General features: G+C 70.9%; 16 protein-coding genes. 10 read left to right on the plus strand and 6 right to left on the minus strand.

Features of this window, described 5'->3' with window-relative positions:
• Positions 1 to 208 precede the first annotated feature (208 nt).
• Together DTL70_RS30420 and DTL70_RS30425 are read left to right on the plus strand one after the other, a co-directional pair.
• Entirely contained in the window at positions 209 to 874 is a 666-nt protein-coding gene (locus DTL70_RS30420; RefSeq protein WP_114025287.1) for a DUF4097 family beta strand repeat-containing protein, read from the plus strand.
• Between the two features lie 265 nt (positions 875 to 1,139).
• Entirely contained in the window at positions 1,140 to 1,967 is an 828-nt protein-coding gene (locus DTL70_RS30425) for an alpha/beta fold hydrolase (RefSeq protein WP_114025218.1), read from the plus strand.
• Positions 1,968 to 3,578: 1,611 nt separating this feature from the next.
• Here DTL70_RS30425 and DTL70_RS30430 read toward each other — a convergent pair.
• The 3 genes from DTL70_RS30430 to DTL70_RS30440 form a co-directional block, all read right to left on the minus strand.
• On the minus strand, positions 3,579 to 3,935 hold the full coding sequence (locus tag DTL70_RS30430; protein ID WP_220183676.1) for a hypothetical protein: 357 nt from the start codon (positions 3,933 to 3,935) through the stop codon (positions 3,579 to 3,581).
• 284 nt (positions 3,936 to 4,219) lie between these two features.
• Positions 4,220 to 6,502: an ArnT family glycosyltransferase gene (locus tag DTL70_RS30435; protein ID WP_114025220.1), complete on the minus strand. Its 2,283-nt coding sequence runs from the start codon at positions 6,500 to 6,502 to the stop codon at positions 4,220 to 4,222.
• Positions 6,499 to 7,959: a bifunctional glycosyltransferase family 2/GtrA family protein gene (locus DTL70_RS30440; protein ID WP_114025221.1), complete on the minus strand. Its 1,461-nt coding sequence runs from the start codon at positions 7,957 to 7,959 to the stop codon at positions 6,499 to 6,501. The genes DTL70_RS30435 and DTL70_RS30440 overlap by 4 nt, the downstream gene beginning before the upstream one ends.
• Positions 7,960 to 8,257: 298 nt before the next feature.
• Here DTL70_RS30440 and DTL70_RS30445 point away from each other — a divergent pair, with 298 nt between their 5' ends.
• Positions 8,258 to 8,431 (plus strand): CsbD family protein, encoded by a 174-nt coding sequence (locus DTL70_RS30445; protein ID WP_114025222.1) that lies wholly within the window; start codon positions 8,258 to 8,260, stop codon positions 8,429 to 8,431.
• Between the two features lie 93 nt (positions 8,432 to 8,524).
• Here the strand turns inward: DTL70_RS30445 and DTL70_RS30450 are convergent, their stop codons facing one another.
• Positions 8,525 to 9,070 carry a Clp protease N-terminal domain-containing protein gene (locus DTL70_RS30450; RefSeq protein ID WP_114025223.1) on the minus strand — a complete coding sequence of 182 codons (546 nt, stop codon included), beginning with the start codon at positions 9,068 to 9,070 and terminating at the stop codon, positions 8,525 to 8,527.
• Between the two features lies 1 nt (position 9,071).
• Positions 9,072 to 9,314, minus strand: a complete 243-nt coding sequence (locus DTL70_RS30455; protein ID WP_114025224.1) for a hypothetical protein — start codon at positions 9,312 to 9,314, stop codon at positions 9,072 to 9,074.
• A 316-nt stretch (positions 9,315 to 9,630) separates the two neighbouring features.
• On the opposite strand from DTL70_RS30455, the gene DTL70_RS30460 reads away from it, so the two are divergent.
• Entirely contained in the window at positions 9,631 to 10,755 is a 1,125-nt protein-coding gene (locus DTL70_RS30460; protein WP_181861139.1) for a type I phosphomannose isomerase catalytic subunit, read from the plus strand.
• A gap of 92 nt (positions 10,756 to 10,847) precedes the next feature.
• Here the strand turns inward: DTL70_RS30460 and DTL70_RS30465 are convergent, their stop codons facing one another.
• Entirely contained in the window at positions 10,848 to 11,666 is an 819-nt protein-coding gene (locus DTL70_RS30465) for a helix-turn-helix transcriptional regulator (protein ID WP_114025225.1), read from the minus strand.
• Positions 11,667 to 11,879: 213 nt separating this feature from the next.
• Between DTL70_RS30465 and DTL70_RS30470 the strand changes: the two genes are divergently transcribed.
• The 6 genes from DTL70_RS30470 to DTL70_RS30495 all read left to right on the plus strand — a co-directional run bounded on the left by DTL70_RS30470 (position 11,880) and on the right by DTL70_RS30495 (position 18,129).
• Entirely contained in the window at positions 11,880 to 12,617 is a 738-nt protein-coding gene (locus DTL70_RS30470; protein ID WP_114025226.1) for an SDR family oxidoreductase, read from the plus strand.
• Positions 12,618 to 12,904: 287 nt separating this feature from the next.
• Complete coding sequence (locus DTL70_RS30475; protein WP_281278738.1) at positions 12,905 to 14,170, plus strand: flavin-containing monooxygenase; 1,266 nt, start codon at positions 12,905 to 12,907, stop codon at positions 14,168 to 14,170.
• 9 nt (positions 14,171 to 14,179) lie between these two features.
• Complete coding sequence (locus DTL70_RS30480; protein WP_114025228.1) at positions 14,180 to 14,650, plus strand: RidA family protein; 471 nt, start codon at positions 14,180 to 14,182, stop codon at positions 14,648 to 14,650.
• Positions 14,647 to 15,321, plus strand: coding sequence for a DUF1028 domain-containing protein (locus DTL70_RS30485; protein ID WP_114025229.1), 675 nt, complete (start codon positions 14,647 to 14,649; stop codon positions 15,319 to 15,321). Before DTL70_RS30480 ends, DTL70_RS30485 begins: the two co-directional genes overlap by 4 nt.
• A complete protein-coding gene (locus DTL70_RS30490; protein WP_114025230.1) occupies positions 15,318 to 16,466 on the plus strand; it encodes a M20 family metallopeptidase in 1,149 nt (382 codons plus the stop codon). The genes DTL70_RS30485 and DTL70_RS30490 overlap by 4 nt, the downstream gene beginning before the upstream one ends.
• A 271-nt stretch (positions 16,467 to 16,737) precedes the next feature.
• Positions 16,738 to 18,129: an MFS transporter gene (locus tag DTL70_RS30495; RefSeq protein ID WP_114025231.1), complete on the plus strand. Its 1,392-nt coding sequence runs from the start codon at positions 16,738 to 16,740 to the stop codon at positions 18,127 to 18,129.
• The last annotated feature ends 25 nt before the right edge of the window (positions 18,130 to 18,154 follow it).

Below are 18,154 nucleotides of genomic sequence, written 5' to 3' on the forward strand. Positions count from 1 at the left end.
GGACCATCTGCATCCCACCGTAGCCTTCACTTTCACTTCATTGCAACGGTGGGGAAGGGGCGTTGCAATGCACTCTCAAGTGATTGCAATGATATGTGGCTACTACCTGCAGTGATAGGGAACGAATGCAACATTGCAGTTGTCGTCGCCTGTAAAGCGCCGTAGCGTTTCGTGCATCGGAAACAACCGCCGAGCACTGGAGAGCATGATGCACACGTTCGATACGCCCGCCCCCGTCTCCGTCGTCCTGAACATTCCCGCCGGGAGGATTCAGTTCATCGCGGCCGACCGCGCCGACACCACCGTGGAGATTCGGCCCGCCGACCCCGCCAAGAGCCGCGACGTCCAGACCGCCGAGCAGGCCACCGTCGCCTACACCGACGGCGTCCTGAACGTTGAGACCTCTGAGTCCCGCAGTCGGCTCGTCGGGTCCTCCGGTTCTCTGGAGGTCACCGTGCAACTTCCGGCCGGTTCCCGCGTCGAGGCGAAGGCCGCCGGCTGCGAGGTGCGCGGCGTCGGCCGCCTGGGTGAGGTCGTGTGCGAGGGCGCGTACCGCCGAATCAAGATCGACGAGGCTGCGAGCGTCCACCTCGCCGCGGTCGACGGCGATGTCGAGGTCGGTCGGCTGGGCGGCCCCGCGGAGATCAGCACCGCACGAGGTGACATCACGATCGGCGAAGCTGCGGGTGGCACCGTCGTCCTGCACACCCGGTCCGGCGACATCTCGCTCACCGCCGCCGCTGGTGTCTCGGCTGCCCTGGTCGCCGACACCGGGCATGGCCGGATCAGCAACGCGCTCAAGAACGACGGCACCACGGCACTCGACGTCCGCGCCAGCACCGCCCACGGGGACATCAGCGCCAGCAGCCTTTGACGCGCAGCCTGGAAAGAGCGGAAGGGGACTGGCCGACCGGCCTTGGGCGACCGCGTTTCTCGCCGAGGGCCGACCGCCGAGGACCGACCGCCGAGGGCCGACCGCCGAGGGCCGAGGGCCGATGAGCGGGGCCAGCCTCCGTCGACGAGCCGAGTGCCCGTCCCCTCGAAGCTCTGCCCCCTACTCCATGGGCTGACCCCGAGCACGCCGAACAAGATGCTTCACGCGACAACAAGATGCTTCACGCGACCGAGGAGACAGACCCATGAAGAGCAACAGCACCGCCGCACAGTGGACCGGCATGGTGCCGGTCGACGACACGGCCCTGGCCGTCACCGACAGCGGCGGCGACGGGATCCCCGTGCTCTACCTCAACGGCCAGTTCGCCACCCAAGGTTATTGGCGGCAGGTCATCACCGACCTCGGACCGACGTGGCGGCACATCACCTTCGACGGGCGGGCGCGCGGCAAGAAGTCGGGGTGCTCGGCCGACTACTCCTTCGAGGCAGCCGTCCGTGATGTCGACGCCGTGCTGGCGGCCCGGGGCGTGGACCGGGCGTTGCTGGTGGGCTGGTCCTACGGAGCGGTTGTCGCGGCGCACTGGGCCCACCGCCACCCGGCCCGCACCCTGGGCGCCGTCCTGGTCGACGGCGCGTTCCCGTACGACTGGCTCGACGAGGCCATGGAGCAGAGGATTCGGAAGCTGTTCCGGCGGATGAGATGGTTCATGCCGCTGCTGCGCCCGACGGGCCTGACCCCGCGGATGTCCGCCGAGCAACAGGCGGACAGCAACATCGAGCTCGGCAGGCTCTCCCGCGAGCAGGAGCTGGGGCCCGTGCTGAACGGCATCACCGTCCCGGTGCGGTACGTGGTCGCTTCCGGCACGTCCCTCGGGAGCCGAGGAGACGAGCAGGAGCGGATACGTGCCGGCCTCGACGCGGTGACCGTCGCCAACGCACACATCCGCGTCAGCGCGAAGGTGGAGAGCAACCACGGTGCGCTGCTGAAGAAGGACCACCAGGCGATCACCGGCGCCGTCCGCGAGGTCGTCGCCCTCCACAGCGGAAGCGCGGCGGAGGGCCCGGCCCACTGAGGGGCCAGTCAGGACAACGGCGTCCACCGACGACCACTCGTCTCGTATCGGAGCGAAGGCGTACGCGGCACCGGCGGACATCCCGTTTCCGACGCTGAGCGGGGCCACATCGTGCGGGGCCGTGAAGCCCGTGTACCTGACAACTTCCCCTTCCGGGCTCTGGAGAGCGACGGTGTGCGGCGCGCGTATGTGGAGGGGGCCGAGTGCGGGGCCCCGTGCGCGGGGCCCGTTGCGTCAGGTTTCGCGGGTGCGGGGCCGGCCGCGATCGTGCACCGGCCCGCTCGCATCGGAGTCGTCGAGGACGTGCCGCAGGATCTTGGTCCACCGGAGCTCATCGGCATCTCGCCACCGGTGACGGCACGAGGCGCACTGCCAGTGCGGATCGTCCCGCCGTACTTCGCAGCCTTCGCGCGCAGCTGCCACCAATCCCAGCTCCTGGGCACGCAGCGTCGCCGTTCCGGGGAGATGCAGCCCGCCGACCACCGGCACCGGTGTTCCGCCACAGCGTGGGCACGGTGGTGGTGGGGGAGGCGGCGGAGAAGCAGGAAGCTCCCGGTGCGGCAGTGTGAACGCGTAGCTCCGCTGCGCCCCGCACCTCTGGCAGGCGCCGCCGAAACGGGCGACGAGCCGCTCGCCGTCCTCGGCGAGCGTGTTGTTCCACAAGCAGCGCAACTCCCCGCAGGAACAAGGGCGGTGAGCGACATCGATGAGTGCCTCGATGCCGGAGACGTGACCCTCCTCGGCCGGAGGCCCCGTCACATCATCGGCGCCGTCGGCAGCGGCGGGGGTGGCTCCCGAACCCCTGCACTCGACACACCGGCCCGGCCCCGAGTTGCCCGCGGCGCACCAGCACCGCCCCCAACTCATGCCGCTGTCGCTGCGACCGGTGCCCTCACAGTCCATGCATATGCCCCAACCGTGGCAGTCGTCACACAGCACCCCGTCGAGCGTGCTGGTGGTGAAGAGCGGCTGATGCAGTGCGCGGCCGGTGAATTCGACCGGCGTCCACCCTGTGAACGTCAGGATGCCCGGTCCGGCTCCCTCGTGGATCCGGACCGCGCAACCCGCGCGTCGCGCCGTGGCCAGGCGTCCCCCGGCGAGGTCCTCGTGGCCTGGGCCTGCCGCCCGTCCTGGGCTTGCCGTCCACCATGACCCTGCCGCCCATCCGGCCGCCGCGAAGGCGTGCGAGACGTCGTCCAGGTCGGGGGACGCCGGGCGTGCGTCCCCACCGACGGCGACCAGGAGCACATGGCGCCGACCGACGGGCCGGGGCTCGTGAAGCCGCACCGTGTCGCACCACGTACGGACCACCACCGGCCGGCGGTCCGGGTACAGGGACGAGGAGATGTCCAACAGCTCCTGCCGCAACCACGCCGCACCACCCTCTGCCACAGCACTTGCGCCCACGGTCTGCCGCCGCCTTTCTCCTGGTTCCGCCGAGCCGATTCTCCGGCCATCTCGTACACCGTCCTCCCATGCGTGGCGCGTATGGCGCGTATGGCGCGGGTTACGGAGGTGAGAGGGAAACGTGGTGGCGCCGCGTCGGCCATCGGGCCACCCCTCGTTCGCTTCCGACCGCCTGCCACCGACCGTTGGTCCTCGTAGGTGCTCCTACTCGCCGTCCGCGAGCTGGTCACAGCTGCACCAGACGGCGTCACAGGGCTGACCGACCTCGCTGCCGTAGGGCGCGAGCCCTCGCATGAGCGTGAGAACCTCCTCTTGTTCCTCGTCGACCAGCGGGGCCCGGGTGCCGGTATCGAGGTCCCAGCCGCGGGCCCGGCCCGCCGGATCGTCCAGGTCGCCGACGGGCACGCCGCCGATGAACAGCGTGAACAGCGGATGGTCGGGGAAGTCGTTGAGCCGCAACACCCACCAGGTGCGGTCGACCCGCGCGGCGTAGACGAACACGGGGGAACCGGTGCGTCGCCATACGACGGGGCGTGCCAGGACGTCCAAGCGCTCATCCACGGACACAGCATGTGCCGTGCGTCGAGCCCATGGCAAGAACCTGCCCTTCGCCGGGTGCAGCCCGCTCGGGACCCGTTTCAGCCCAGATCCGTGTGCTGAGGCTGCCGGCCGGTTGAGGTGGCCGCCTCCGGGCCCCCGGACGGTGGCGGAAACGACCTGGGTGGGTGCCTGAGCAGGCGGGATGACCGGACTCCCGGTCGCCCCGCCTGCTTATGGAGCCCGGCCTGCCCACCTGCTTATGGAGCCCCGCCTGCCCAGGGGCCGCGCGTGGGCGTTGCGGGGGGTCAGCTCTCGGACGGCCTGGGTTTCGTCAGGTCGTAGAACGTGGCACCGCCCACCGTGACCTCGCTGAAGTTCTTCGCCACCCACGAGCTGATCGCGGAGGCGGTGCCCTGGCCGCCGCCGGGGCCCATGCCACCGGACAGGAAGTAGTGGATCTTCCCTTCCTTCACGTACCGCTTGAACTGCGTCGGCGTGGGTGACGGGTCGCTGCCGTTGAAGCCGCCGATGGCCATGACCGGAGACTCGGTGGCTAGTTGGTAGCTCGCGGCGTTCTGCGAGCCGACCGCTGCCGCGACCCAGACGTAGTCCGACGCGTTCTTCCGCAGCATGGCGCCGGCCTTGGACGACACGTTGCTGCCGTTGAGCAGCCCGCCCATGCGGCCGCCGCCCATCGCGCCGGGTCCGCCACGGCTCTTGCTCGCCCCGTTCTTCCGGCCCTCTTGAGCCTGCCGGCCCTGTTGGCTCTGCTGACTCTTGTGGCCGTGCGCGCTCCCACCGCCCTGCCCCTTGCCGCCGGCAGGTGGGAAGCCGCCGTTGCCCTGGCCCTGCGGACCTCCCGGCGCACCCCGCCCACCGCCGGTACCGCCGCCGTCACGGCCTCCGGGCATTCCTTGGGCGTTGCCGGGGCCGCCCTGCCGGCTGTGGTCCTGTTTGCTGTTCTGGCCGTCCGGCATCCCGGGCGGTGCACCGCCCGGACCGCCGCCGCCCGGACCTCCCATTCCGCCGCGGACGGACGGGCCCGCGGTGACGATGGAGCCGGCCTTCGGCGTGCCCACGGTGTTGAGCGTGTACGCCACCGGCCCGGCCACCGCGGCCAGCAGACCGGCGGCCGCCACGGCCGCGCCGAGCCGACGCGGCAGCGCTCGCTGGGCGAGCAACCCGAGCGCGGCGAGAACGCCCACGACCAGAACCGCCCAGCGCAGCCAGGGAAACCAGCCCGGGGTCCGACCGAGCAGCACGTACGACCACACGGCCGTTCCGGCCACCGCCCCCGTGAGCACCCCCGCGCACCACATCTTTTCCCGTTCCCGCCACAACAGCACACCGCCGAGGGCGGCGGTCGCGGCGATGTAGGGCGCCAGCGCGATGTTGTAGTACTGATGGAAGATGCCGGACATGAAGCTGAAGACCACGGATGTGATCACCAGCGAGCCGCCCCACAGCAGGAACGACGAGCGCAGTCCGTCCGTGCGAGCCGCCTTGCGGGTGAGGAGCAGACCGCTGATCAGCAGCAGTAGCGCGGCCGGCAGCAGCCACGCGATCTGGCCGCCCATGTCGCCGCTGAACAGCCTGCCGAGGCCGGTCTCGCCCCAGCCTCCGCCACCGCCTCCCGGGCCCCCTCCGGGTTCGCCGCCCGGCCCACCGCCCTGGCCGCCTGGGGCGCCGCCTCCGACGCTGCCGGTCTCGTTGCCGGTGAGACGTCCGAACCCGTTGTAGCCGAAGGTCAGTTCCAGGAAGCTGTTCGTCTGCGAACCACCGACGTACGGGCGGGAAGAGGCGGGCCACAGCTCGACAAGCGCCACCCACCAGCCGGCCGTCACCACCATCGTGAGGCCGCCGAGCAGCAGCTGGCTGATCCGGCGGCGCACCGGCGTCGGCGCGCACACCAGGTACACCAGTGCGGCGACCGGCAGGACCAACCACGCCTGCAGAGTCTTGACGAGGAACGCGAACCCGAAACAGGCGCCCGCGAGCACGAGCCACTTGGTCCGCACGTCCTCGAGCGCCCGCTCGACGCAGTACAGCGCGCACACCATCAGCAAGCACAGCAGCGCGTCCGGATTGTTGAAGCGGAACATCAGGGCGGCTACCGGTGTGACCACGAGCAACGCACCGGCGAGCAGTGCGGCGGCTGGGCCGACTCGGCGCCGTACAGCGGCGAACAGCACGCCTACCGCAGCGATACCCATGAGCGCCTCAGGCACCAGGATCTGCCACGAGCCGAGGCCGAAGAGGCGCACCGACGCAGCCATCGGCCACAGGGCGGCCGGGGGTTTGTCGACGGTGATGGCGTTGCCCGCGTCGAGCGCACCGAACAGGAACGCCTTCCAGCTGGCGCTGCCGGCCTGTGCCGCCGCGGAGTAGAAGGAGTTCGCGTACCCGGACGAACCAAGACTCCACAGGTACAGCGCTGCGGTGCAGAGGAGCAGTGCCCAGAACGCGGGGCGCTCCCAGCGCGGCCGTGCCGCCTGCCGCGCGCGCATCCGGGCGCGCATCCGGGCGCGCAGCCCGGATGCGTCGCCGGGCTGTGCGCCGGCCGAGCCGGGGTGGGCGAAGGTGGTCATGATGCGGTGGTCCGTTCGGCGTCGTAGGGAAGTGCCGCGTCGGCTGCGCCGACCTCGGGCCCGCCGTCGGCTGGGCGGTCGTTTCCGGGGCGATCCTCGTCGGGGCGGTCGTCATCGGTCCCGCCCTCCTCGGGACGGTCGTCGCAGTTGGAGAAGACCCAGGAGCGGAAGAGCACGAACCGCAGCACCGTCGCCGCCAGGTTGGCGACGATCAGGACTGCGGCCTCCGTGCTGCGACCGGCCTGCGGGTCGGCGAAGTCGAGCGCGGCCAGCGAACCGCTGGTGAGTACCAGCCCGATGCCGAACACCAGCAGGCCCTGGGCATGGTGCCGGGCGGCGCGGGCACGCCCCCGGACGCCGAAGGTCAGCCGCCGGTTGGCTGCCGTGTTGGCGATTGCGGACAGCAGCAGCGCCAGCCCGTTGGCAACCTGGACACCGGCCACCTGCCGCAGCAGCACGAACAGCATGAGATTCAGCAGCGTGCTGAACGCGCCGACGGCGCAGAACCCGATGAGCTGTCCCGGAAGTCCGCCCGGCACGTCGCTCACGGCTCGGTCTCTTGGGTCGTCGCCGAACGGACGGCGCAGCCGGTCCAGCGGCAGCGCGCCGTTGGCCAGTGCACGGCCGACACGCCACACCCCTTTCAGGTCGTCGACGGCGGTGCGGACGATGTCGACGCGGCTGTCGGGGTCGTCGATCCAGTCGACGGGAACCTCGTGGATACGCAGTCCCGCCCGCTCGGCGAGCACCAGCACCTCGGTGTCGAAGAACCAGCCGGTGTCCTCGACGAGTGGCAGGAGCAGATCGGCGACATCGCCGCGGATCGCCTTGAAACCGCACTGCGCGTCGCTGAAGCGGGCGGCCAGAGACCTGCGGAGGATGAGGTTGTAGGAGCGGGAGACGAACTCCCGTTTGGCGCCGCGTACCACGCGGGAGCTGCCCGCGAGACGGGTGCCGATGGCGATGTCCGAGTGCCCGGAGATCAGCGGGGCGACGAGCGGCAGCAGCGCGTTGAGGTCGGTCGACAGGTCCACATCCATGTACGCGCGCACCGGCGCGCTGGAGGCACCCCACACTTGGCGCAGCGCGCGGCCGCGGCCCTTCTGCTCCAGCCGCACGACGCCGACCTCGGCATATTCGTCGGCGAGCCGGCCGGCGACGATCGGTGTCCGGTCGGTGCTCGCGTTGTCGGCGATCGTGATGCGGAACCCGTACGGGAACGTGTGGCGCAGGAACATGTGCAGGCGGCGGACGCACGGCTCCAGGTCGGCTTCCTCGTTGTAGACCGGGACGACGACATCCAGGACGGTTCGCGTGGTGCGGCCGGCGTGCGTGTGCGCGACGGTGAGGTGGCGGCGAGCAGGCAGCGTCGTCGGGAGGCCTGAGGCGCGGGCGCCGTGATGTCCGCCGCCTTCCCCGGGCAGCGCCCCGGTGCCGCTGGTGGTCTTGGTTGGCATGGTTGCGACGCTCGCGAACCGCCCTGTACCTGGCCTGTGGCCCACCTGTGTCCCGGCTGTGCATCCGAGAAGCGCTGCATGCCTGAGCGACGTGCCCCAGACTTGCACCGTTTTCTCAGTACACCAAGTCCGCTCGTGCCCGGGCAGCCTCACGCGACCGCGGACGGGTCGGTGCGGCCCGATACGGGGCCATGGCACATGCGTTGTCGTGTCCGCCGAGACGGGTTTGCTTCGGTGAGTTGTGGTCACCCGCCGCTGTGCAACCGGACGTCGACGCGAGGAAAGCGAGTTGAGAACGGTGGCTGCCAACGAGAAGGCGCGCGCGAAGGCCGAACAGGCGGCGGGCAAGGCGATGCGCGCCGCGGGGCGTGCGACCGGCAACAAGAAGATGCAGGCCAAGGGCCACGCCGCGCAGGCGCAGGGCCAGGCTCGGGAGGCCCGCGACGAGACCACGGACCGCTTCCGGCGCTGAGAACTCCTCCTTCCGGCAGGAGGTCGCGTGCCGCAGGGCAGGACCCGCGTGCGAGCGGGTCCTGCCCTGCGGCACGCGCGTGCGCACTCGTCGCTACGAGGCGTCCCCTGCCACGCGCGCCAGGACGGCTTCCCGCAGGCCACCGGGGTCCACGTCGCAAGCTGCCAGCACTTCGAGGCCGCGCCCTTGGCCCGCCGTTAGCATGCCGAGCAGGACGTGTTCGGTGCCGAACCGCTCCCGCCCCAGCGCGCGGGCCTCGGTCAGGGTCTGTTCCAGCGCCTTCTTGGCATCCGAGGTGTAGGCGGGCCTGGGGTACTGGAAGGTGCCGGCGCCGAAGGAGTCGTCGGCCTGGCGCTTGACCTCTTCGATGTCGATACCGAGGGAGGACAGTGCGTCCTTCGCGGGCTGTCCGCCGGTGGCGGCGACCCCGGCGGCCTCCAGGACGCGGACGGTCTCCTCCCTGGCCCGCGCCAGCTCGACGCCCTGTGCGCGCAACACGTCCCCGGCCGTGCTCTGGTCGGTTCCGGTCAGGCCGAGCAGGAGATGCTCCGTGCCGATGAAGTCGTGTCCGAGGGTGAGCGCCTCGTCCTGGGACAGCACCAGGGCCTGCTTCGCGCGATCGGTGAAATATTCGAACACCCTACTTCTCCTTGCTTTCGGCTCTGCGCCTGCTCGCGTGCTTCTCGTGCACCGACTGGCGACTGATGTTCAGTGCGTTGGCGATGCTCTGCCACGACCAGTCCTGGTCGCGGGCGTTGTCGACGTGGACCCGTTCGAGTTCTTCCAGGAGGCGACGCAGGGCGACGACAGCCTGCAGTCCCACCGCGGGGTCCTTGTCGGTGACCTGTCCGGCCAGCGAGGCCGGTGTGCCCTCAGCTTCCATGGGTGTCAGGCTGCCCTGACACGCTCCACGATGTCAAGCTACCCTGACAGGAATGCTGTCCACCATGCGGGCCGGCTCCGCCTTCCGGGTCGCGGGGGGTGGGGCGGGGGCTGAGGATGGATGGTGCGTGGGAGGCATCGCTGCTCGCGTCCAGCTCGACCGCACTCGGAGAGGCCATGTCCCGTCCTCGTCGGCAGCAGCCCCCGCCCGGTGTCACCTACGAACCGGCGCCCCGGCCCGGCCATGGCGGCCGGACACCGGAACCGAGGGCCATCCGCGCCAACGGCGAGACCCCGTGGCTGCCCTGGACGCCCCTGTGAGGGCCCCGAGCGGCCTGTATCCCCTGCGGCTGACGGTGCTCGCCAGGCCGCTGGTCTTCGGTGGACACGCGCTCGCCCGCCGTCTGGGCAAGACCGGTATCCCCGACTGGAGCGTCGCGGAGACGTGGGAGTGCAGCGACGTCCCGGGCAGCGGCAGTGTGGTGGCCAACGGACCCCTGGCGGGCCGAACCCTGCGCCGGGTGGTCGCCGACCATCCGGAAGAGCTGATGGGGGAGGGCTGGGCGGGTGAGTACTTCCCGGTGCTGACGAAGTTCATCGACGCGACCGGCACTCTGCCCGTACATCTGCACGCCGACGACGAGACCGCCCGGCGTCTGGAAGGGCAGCGCAACGGCAAGACCGAGGCGTGGCACGTCCTCGACGCCGCGCCCGGTGCGACCGCCCTGTGCGGTGTCAAGGAAGGGGTGACGAGTGACCGGTTGCGCGCAGCACTGGAGGCGCAGGAGTTCGACGCCGTCCTGCGCCGCCTGCCGGTGCGCGCCGGGGAGACCGTGTATGTCCCCGGGGGAACCCTGCACAGTTTCGGGCCCGACACCCTGATCTACGAGATCGAACAGACATCCGATATCCAGCAGCATGCGATGCGCTGGAGGATGGAGGACGGCTCAGCGGTGGGCGACGAGGAGTTCGGCGCCCACCTCGACATGTTGATGCGGCAGGCCGACCCGGAGCCGCGGCCGGACTTCACACCCGGACTCGGGATCGTTGTCGGTGACGCGGTGGAACGGGTCTTCCTGTGCGCGGGCCCGTACTTCGCCCTCGAACGCTGGCGCGCCGGAACCGAAGAGCCCGTGCGGCACTTCTTCGCCACCGCCCAGGTACTGACCAACGTCGGGCTTCCTGTGCGGGTGCGGGCAGGGGAGTGGTGCGAGGAACTGGGCAGGGCCGAGACCCTGCTGCTCCCCGCGGCCTGCGGGAACGTCGAGATCACCGGGCCTGCCGATGTCCTGTTCGGCTACCTGCCCGACCTCGACCGCGACGTGCACCGCCCCCTGCGCGAAGCCGGCTACCCACTCCAGACCATCGAGTCCCTGGGTGCGGGTGCGGGTGCGGGTGCGGGAGCGAGCGCGAGCGCTGGTGCGGGCTCCCGCCTCCGGTGACCAGCGAGGCCCTGCCCCGTCGCGTCCCGGGCGACGGCGCGGTCCGTGCCCGAGGAAACCTCCAGGCCACCGGCGTTGGCGAGGACCGCGCCTCACACGCCCGCTGCGCCCCTGTCGGACGGTTCGCCGCTGTCGACATAGACGACCAGTGTCTGCTCCGGCTGTTCGGCCAGGTGGAAGGCGGTGTACGCATAAGCGACCACTCCCCGTCGGGGGCGGCGTAGCCGTTTGCGACCGCTGTGCCGGTCCTGCACCTCGTACTGCGGCCACCAGTCCCGCACCTGAGGGCTGCCCTCGTGCAGCTCCTCGATCAGCCGGGTGTACCGCGGGTCGCCGTGATGGCGTGCCGCCAGCGTCCGGAGTCGGCCGAGCAGGCCGCGGGCTTCGGGCTCCCAGTCGACCAGCACGTCCCGGGCCGCCGGTTCGAGAAAGACCCAGCGGACGAAGTTGGCGGGCCGGTCCGCCTCCGCGATGAGCCTCGGGAACAACTCCTCGGCTGCCTGGTTGTGGCTGAGGACGTCATAGTTGCCGCCGATGATGTAGGCCGGGTTCGGCTGGAGCAACTGGGGGACGGCACTCGCCTCGGCCGTCAGCGGCTCGCGCTCCTCGGCTGCGAGGGCAGACGCGTGACCGGCAAGCTGGAGGAGATGGCCGCGCTCGTGCCGGTCGAGCCGCAGCGCCGCGGCGAGGGCGTTGAGCACCTGTTCGGAGGCGCGGATCTTCCGCCCCTGCTCCAGGTACGTGTACCAGGTGGCACTGATCCCGGCCAGCAGTGCCAGTTCCTCTCGGCGCAGTCCCGGAGTCCGACGGCGACCCGTCTGGGGCAGGCCCACCTCGGCGGGGGTCAGCCGTTCTCTCCGAGAGCGCAGGAACGCACTCAGCTGACGGCGTTGGTCCGACTCCGCGTGCATGACGGATAGCACCTTCAATTCCAGAATAAACACGGTCTGGATACCAGGCTAAGCCGCTCGGAGACTGGTGTCCGAGCACGGGCCGCGGCACTGCCGGCGGCCGCACACAGTCACACCGGCGCCCGGCCTTCCCGCGTGCAACGGTTCCCGGGGCCCTCCAGGCCCCGCTACCCCGTACCGCGGCCCGACGCCGAGAGTGGGAGAGGGCAACTCATGTCCGAAATCGAGGGCAAAGTGGTGGCGATCACGGGAGCCAGCAGTGGTATCGGCGAGGCGACCGCGCTGCTGCTCGCCGCACGTGGCGCGCGACTCGTCCTGGGCGCACGCCGGTCCGCACGTCTGGCGGGACTGGTGGCCCGGATCGAGGAGGCGGGCGGCACGGCCGTGCAGATCCGCACCGACGTGACCCGGCGGGACGACCTGCGGGCCCTGGTCGCGCTGGCCACTGAGAGCTTCGGCCGACTCGACGTACTTGTCTGCAATGCCGGAGTCGGCACCATCTCCCCTCTCGACGATCTGCGCGTCGACGAGTGGACCCACATGGTCGACGTCAACGTGAAAGGAGTGCTGCACGGGATCGGCGCCGCGCTCCCGGTCTTCCGGGCGCAGGGCACCGGCCACTTCGTCACCACCGCCTCCACGGCTGCCTTCCGCATCGTTCCGACCATGGCCGTCTACGCGGGCACCAAGTTCGCGGTCCGGGCCCTCTGTGAGGGACTGCGTCAGGAAGCCGGCGACTCTCTGCGGGTGACCACCGTCTCACCAGGTGCGACGGCGACCGACTTCGCCGAGGCGTCGACCAACAGCCAGGTCAGGGCGGAGATCGCGAGGGTGCGGGACGACATCGCGATTGCACCGGAAGCGATTGCCAGGGCCATTGCCTTCGCGATCGAACAGCCCGCCGACGTCGACGTCAACGACATCGTCGTCCGGCCCACCGCCCAGGGCTGACGTCCCCCGGTCGCCGGCCGGGTCCACGGACCCGGCCCCGCGGGAGAGTTCCACGGCCACACGGCCACACGGCCACACGGCCACACGGCGCCACAGGCCCGCCGGCACCGGGCGCCCGAGGCCGGCTGCTCGCTTCACATCGGAAAAACAGATCGCTTACCACGGAAACATCTGTTGGACAGCAGTTGGTGACGTCTCAAGGATGGCTGGTGCGGTAGCCCGGTGGACGCGGCCGGGGTGAACTGCCGCGCGAGTGGAGGCTGAGAGTGCCGAGTGAAGAAACTGAAGTGGTCGTCGTCGGGGCCGGCCAGGCAGGTGTGGCGATGAGCGAACACCTCGGAGCCCACGGCGTGCCGCACCTGGTTCTGGAACGCGACCGCATAGCCGAGCGATGGCGCTCGGAGCGGTGGGACTCGCTGGTCGCCAACGGACCCGCGTGGCACGACCGCTTCCCGGGGCTGGAGTTCCCCGATGTCCACCCCGACGGCTTCGCCTCGAAAGACCAGATCGCGGACTACTTCGCCGCGTACGCCGAGAAGATCGGCGCACCGGTCCGGTGCGGTGTCGAGGTGACGTCGGTGCGCAGGCACACAGGGCGGCCCGGATTCCGGGTGCGGACGTCGGAGGGATCCATCGACGCGCGCTTCGTCGTGACGGCGACCGGGCCGTTCCAGCAGCCCGTGATCCCGCCCATCGTCCCGGACGGCGCCGTACACACCCAGATCCACTCCAGTGCGTACCGCAACCCGGAGCAGCTGCCCGACGGCGCGGTCCTCGTCGTGGGGGCCGGTTCGTCCGGCGTCCAGATCGCCGACGAGCTGCGCAGGGCGGGACGCCGGGTCTTCCTCTCCGTCGGCCCGCACGACCGCCCTCCCCGCCAGTACCGGGGACGGGACTTCTGCTGGTGGCTCGGCGTCCTCGGCATCTGGGACGCGGAGACCCCTCCCCGAGGCGCCGAACACGTCACCATCGCGGTCAGCGGCGCACGTGGCGGCCACACCGTCGACTTCCGTGCCCTGGCCGGCAGCGGTATCGAACTCGTCGGCATGACCGCGTCCTACGACCACGGTGTGCTGCGCTTCGCACCGGACCTCGGCACCAACATCGCACTCGGTGACGAGAAGTACCTCGCGTTCCTCCGGGCGGCCGACGCGTACGTCGAACGTGACGGGCTCGGCCTTCCCGAGGAGCCGGAGGCCCACGCCCTCGGACCTGACCCGGAGTGCGTGACCGACCCCCGCTCCGAACTCGATCTCGCCGACGCAGGGGTCACCTCGATCGTCTGGGCGACGGGCTTCGCCGCCGACTACAGCTGGCTCGACGTCGACGCGTTCGACGAGAACGGACGGCCCGAGCACCGCCGCGGAATCTCCCGCGAACCGGGGGTCTACTTCCTGGGTCTGCCCTGGCTGTCCCGCCGCGGGTCGAGCTTCATCTGGGGGGTGTGGCACGACGCCCGGCACGTCGCCGACCACATCGCGACCCGGCGGAGCTATCTGGCCTACGCCTCCGACGAGCGGCCCGGCGCCGCACTGGCAACCCAGCACAACTGAGGAGCAGGCATGACCTCCACGCAGGAGAGCCGGCAGCCCAACGCCCCGATCACCGCGGGCGGGCACACCAGGATCCGGCCGTTCAACACCCGCGACACCTATCCCGAGCAGAACCTCGCCAACGACCTCTGCCAGGCCGTCGTCGCCGGGAACACCGTGTACGTCCGGGGCCAGATCGGCCAGGACCTCGACACCAGTGAGTCCGTGGGCATCGGTGACGCCGAGGCACAGGCCGAGCAGGCCATGGCCAACATCCAGACGCTGCTCGAAGAAGCGGGCAGCCGCATGGAGCACCTGGTCAAACTGACGATCTACCTGATCGATCCGCGCTACCGCGAGGCGGTGTACCGCACCGTGGGCCGCTGGACCCAAGGCGTGCACCCCATCTCCACCGGCCTGGTGGTCTCCGCCCTCGCCCGCCCGGAATGGCTGTGCGAGATCGACGCCATCGCCGTGATCCCCGGAAAGGAGCAGGCATGACGTTCTCCCTGGTGGCCCGGGACGGCGACCGGTTCGGTATCGCGGTGAGCTCGTCGAGCCCCGCGGTCGCGGCCCGGGCCGCACACCTGCGGCCCGGAGTCGGCGCGGCGGCCTCGCAGAACGTCACCGACCCCATGCTCGGCACCAGCCTGCTGGAACGACTGGCCGAGCACGGTGACGCGCAGCGCGCCCTTGCCGACGTCACGGGCGCGGCACAGCACGCGCGAACCCTCGCGTACCGGCAGTTGACGGTACTCGGCCGCTCAGGACCGGGCTTCGCCTACAGCGGCTCCCGCACACTGGGCACACACGCCTCCGCCACCGTGGACGGCGCGGTGGCAGCCGGCAACATGCTGGCCGGCGAACACGTGCCCGGCGAGATCCTCGACGCCTACCTCGCGGCCGGAGGCGAGCTGGAAGAACGCTTGCTCGCTGCCCTGAAGGCGGGCCTCGCGGCCGGCGGGGAAGAGGGGCCCGTGTACTCCGCGGGCCTGGCGGTCGTCGCGGACGTCGGCTGGCGGGTGACCGACCTGCGGGTGGACTGGGCGGAGGAACCGGTGGACCGGCTCGGTGACCTGCTCGCCGTCTGGCTGCCGCAGCGCGACGACTACGTGCGCCGTGGACTCGACCCGGCCGCGTCACCCTCCTACGGCGTTCCGGGCGACCTGTGAGGGGCGGCCCCAAGGAGGCGGTCCAGCAGACGGTGGCGCGCCACGCCGAGGAACTGATCGGGCTCTCCGAGCGGCTGCACGCCGACCCGGAGACGGCGTGGGAGGAACACAGGGCCGCCGTCGCGGTCCCGGAACTGCTGGACCGCGCCGGCTTCGACGTCACCTCGTCCTACCTCGGTCTGGAGACGGCGTTCCTCGCCAGGATGGGGGAGGGGCCCGTGCGGATAGCCCTGTGCGCCGAGTACGACGCGCTGCCCGGCCTCGGCCACGCGTGCGGGCACAACCTCATCGCGGCGAGTGCGGTCGGCGCCGCGCTCGGCCTGGCCACCGTCGCCGAAGAGGCCGGACTGACCGTCGAGGTGTACGGCACCCCGGCCGAGGAGGGCGGCGGCGGCAAGATCGAGATGCTCGACCGAGGAGCGTTCGCCGGAGTCGATCTCGCCATGATGGTCCACCCGGCCCCGGTCGACGTCGCCGAGGCGCGGCCCTTCGCGGTCAGCCACTCCAAGGTCTCCTACACCGGGAAGTCGGCGCACGCCGCGGCCTACCCGGAAGCCGGGATCAACGCGGCAGACGCCTTCACCGTGGCCCAGGTCGCCATCGGTCTGCTGCGCCAGCAGCTGCCGGCCTCGGCCAGGGTGCACGGGGTGGTGACCCACGCGGGAGACGCCCCGAACGCCGTCCCGGAGCGGTCGGCCGGGCGCTGGTACGTGCGCGCGGAGACGCTGGCCGAGCTGGCCGAGCTGGAGCCGCGGGTCATGCGGGCCTTCGAGGCCGGTGCCCTGGCGACCGGCTGCGACCTGGAGATCGAACCGGAGAGCAAACCGTACGCCGAGTTCCGTGCGGACGAGACCGCACTGGAGCACTACCGGACCAACGCCCTCGCGCTGGGCCGCGAGTTCGCGCCGCCCGGACAGGCCGCACGGATGAACCGCGCCTCCACCGACATGGGCAACGTGTCGCAGGTGGTGCCCGCCATCCACCCCTACATCGGCGTCGGCTCCCTGCCCGCCACCAACCACCAGCGCGAGTTCGCCGCGCACTGCGTGGGCGGTACGGCACAGCGGGCACTGCTCGACGGGGCGACCGCACTGGCCTGGACCGCAGTGGACCGGAGCGCGTCGAGCCGAAAAGCAGCGACATGACCGGGGCAGCCGCCGGGTGGCCCGGGCACGCACGGCGGCGGACGCCGTCGGACGCGTGCGCCGGTGAGGCACTGCGGGTGCCGAGGCGGTGCCCACCGCCTCGGCACCCGCAGCACCAACGCACGCCCGAACGCGAGCTGCTGACCGGCACCGAACTCCGCGAACCCACCAGCCCGGCCGCCCAGCCCGGCCGGCCCACTTCCTGAGGGACAAGCGCCGGGGCCCCGCACCACGCTCCGGCCTCTCCACCCATCCTCACTAGGAGGCGCGTATGCGCACCCGTAACAGTGGAGCCACGACGCACGACGTCGAGGTGGCCACCGATGTGATTTCGTTGCGCAGGAGCGTCGCCGCAGGGGCCGTGGGCGTGTTCGTGCACTGGTTCGACTGGGCTGCCTACGCCTACCTCGCCGGCACGGTCGCCACCGTCTTCTTCCCGTCCGACGACAGCACGAGCGGGCTGCTGGCCGTGTTCGGCGTGTTCGCCGTCTCGTTCGGCATCCGACCGATCGGTGCCCTGGTGTTCGGCTCGCTCGGTGACCGCATCGGCCGTAAACGCACCCTGTCACTGGTCATCTTCACGATGTCCGGCGCGACCCTGGGAATAGGCCTGCTGCCCGGCTACGCGTCGATCGGTATCGCCGCCCCGGTGATCCTGGTACTCCTGCGGTTGGTGCAGGGCTTCGCCGCCGGCGGCGAGTTCGGCAGCGCGGCCAGCTTCCTCGCCGAAAGCGCGCCCCGGCGCCGCCGCGGATTCGGCGTCAGCTGGCTGGAGGTCGGCTCACTCCTGGGCTTCCTCGCGGGCTCGTTCGTCTTCCTGCTGCTGTCGACGGGTCTCGACGACAGCGGGCTGACCTCCTGGGGCTGGCGCATCCCCTTCCTCATCGCCGCACCGCTGGGCATCATCGGCTTCATCATCCGCACCAAGATCGAAGACACCCCGGAGTACCGGGCGCTGGAGGCGAACGACACCGCCCCGCGCAGCCCCGTGCGGGAGCTGCTGCGCTCCCACAAACGAGAGCTTCTCCAGGCGGCGGGCCTGATGACCGCCATGCACGTGCCCTTCTACGCGGTGCTGACGTACCTCGTCACCTACCAGACAGACAACCTGGGGCACTCGGCCGACAGCGCCGCGCTGCTGTCCACCGCGATATCGCTCCTGGGCCTCGCGCTCGTCCCCCTCTTCGGTCTGCTGTCCGACCGGGTGGGCCGCAAGCCCGTGTTCGTCGGGGCGACGACGGCGCTGCTCGTCCTGTCCACTCCGGCCTTTGCCCTCATGCGGACCGGACTCGCGGGAACCTGGATCGCCGGCCTGCTGCTCGGCGCGATCCTGGCGGCGATCCTCGGCACCTACGCGGTGTGGTCCGCGGAGGTCTTCCCCACCCGCACGCGCCAAAGCGGGCTGTCCATCTCCTACAACCTCACCGCGGCCCTGTTCGCCGGAACAGTGCCGTACCTGATGACCATGCTCATCTCCGCGACCGGCAGCACTCTGGTGCCGGGCCCGTACCTGATGGTGTTCGCCGCCGGAGGTCTCGTCGCCGCCCTGTCCCTGCGGGAGACCGCCGGTTCCACCCTGCTGCGTCCCGAGGACGTCTCCGAGACGCCCTCCGAGACGCCCTCCAAGACGCCTTCCGGGACACCGCAGGGCAAGGCCGCCTAGGTTGGGGGCGCAGCCGACCGCCAGG

It is taken from the genome of Streptomyces diacarni (genome assembly GCF_003323715.1).
Taxonomy (GTDB): Bacteria; Actinomycetota; Actinomycetes; order Streptomycetales; family Streptomycetaceae; genus Streptomyces; species Streptomyces diacarni.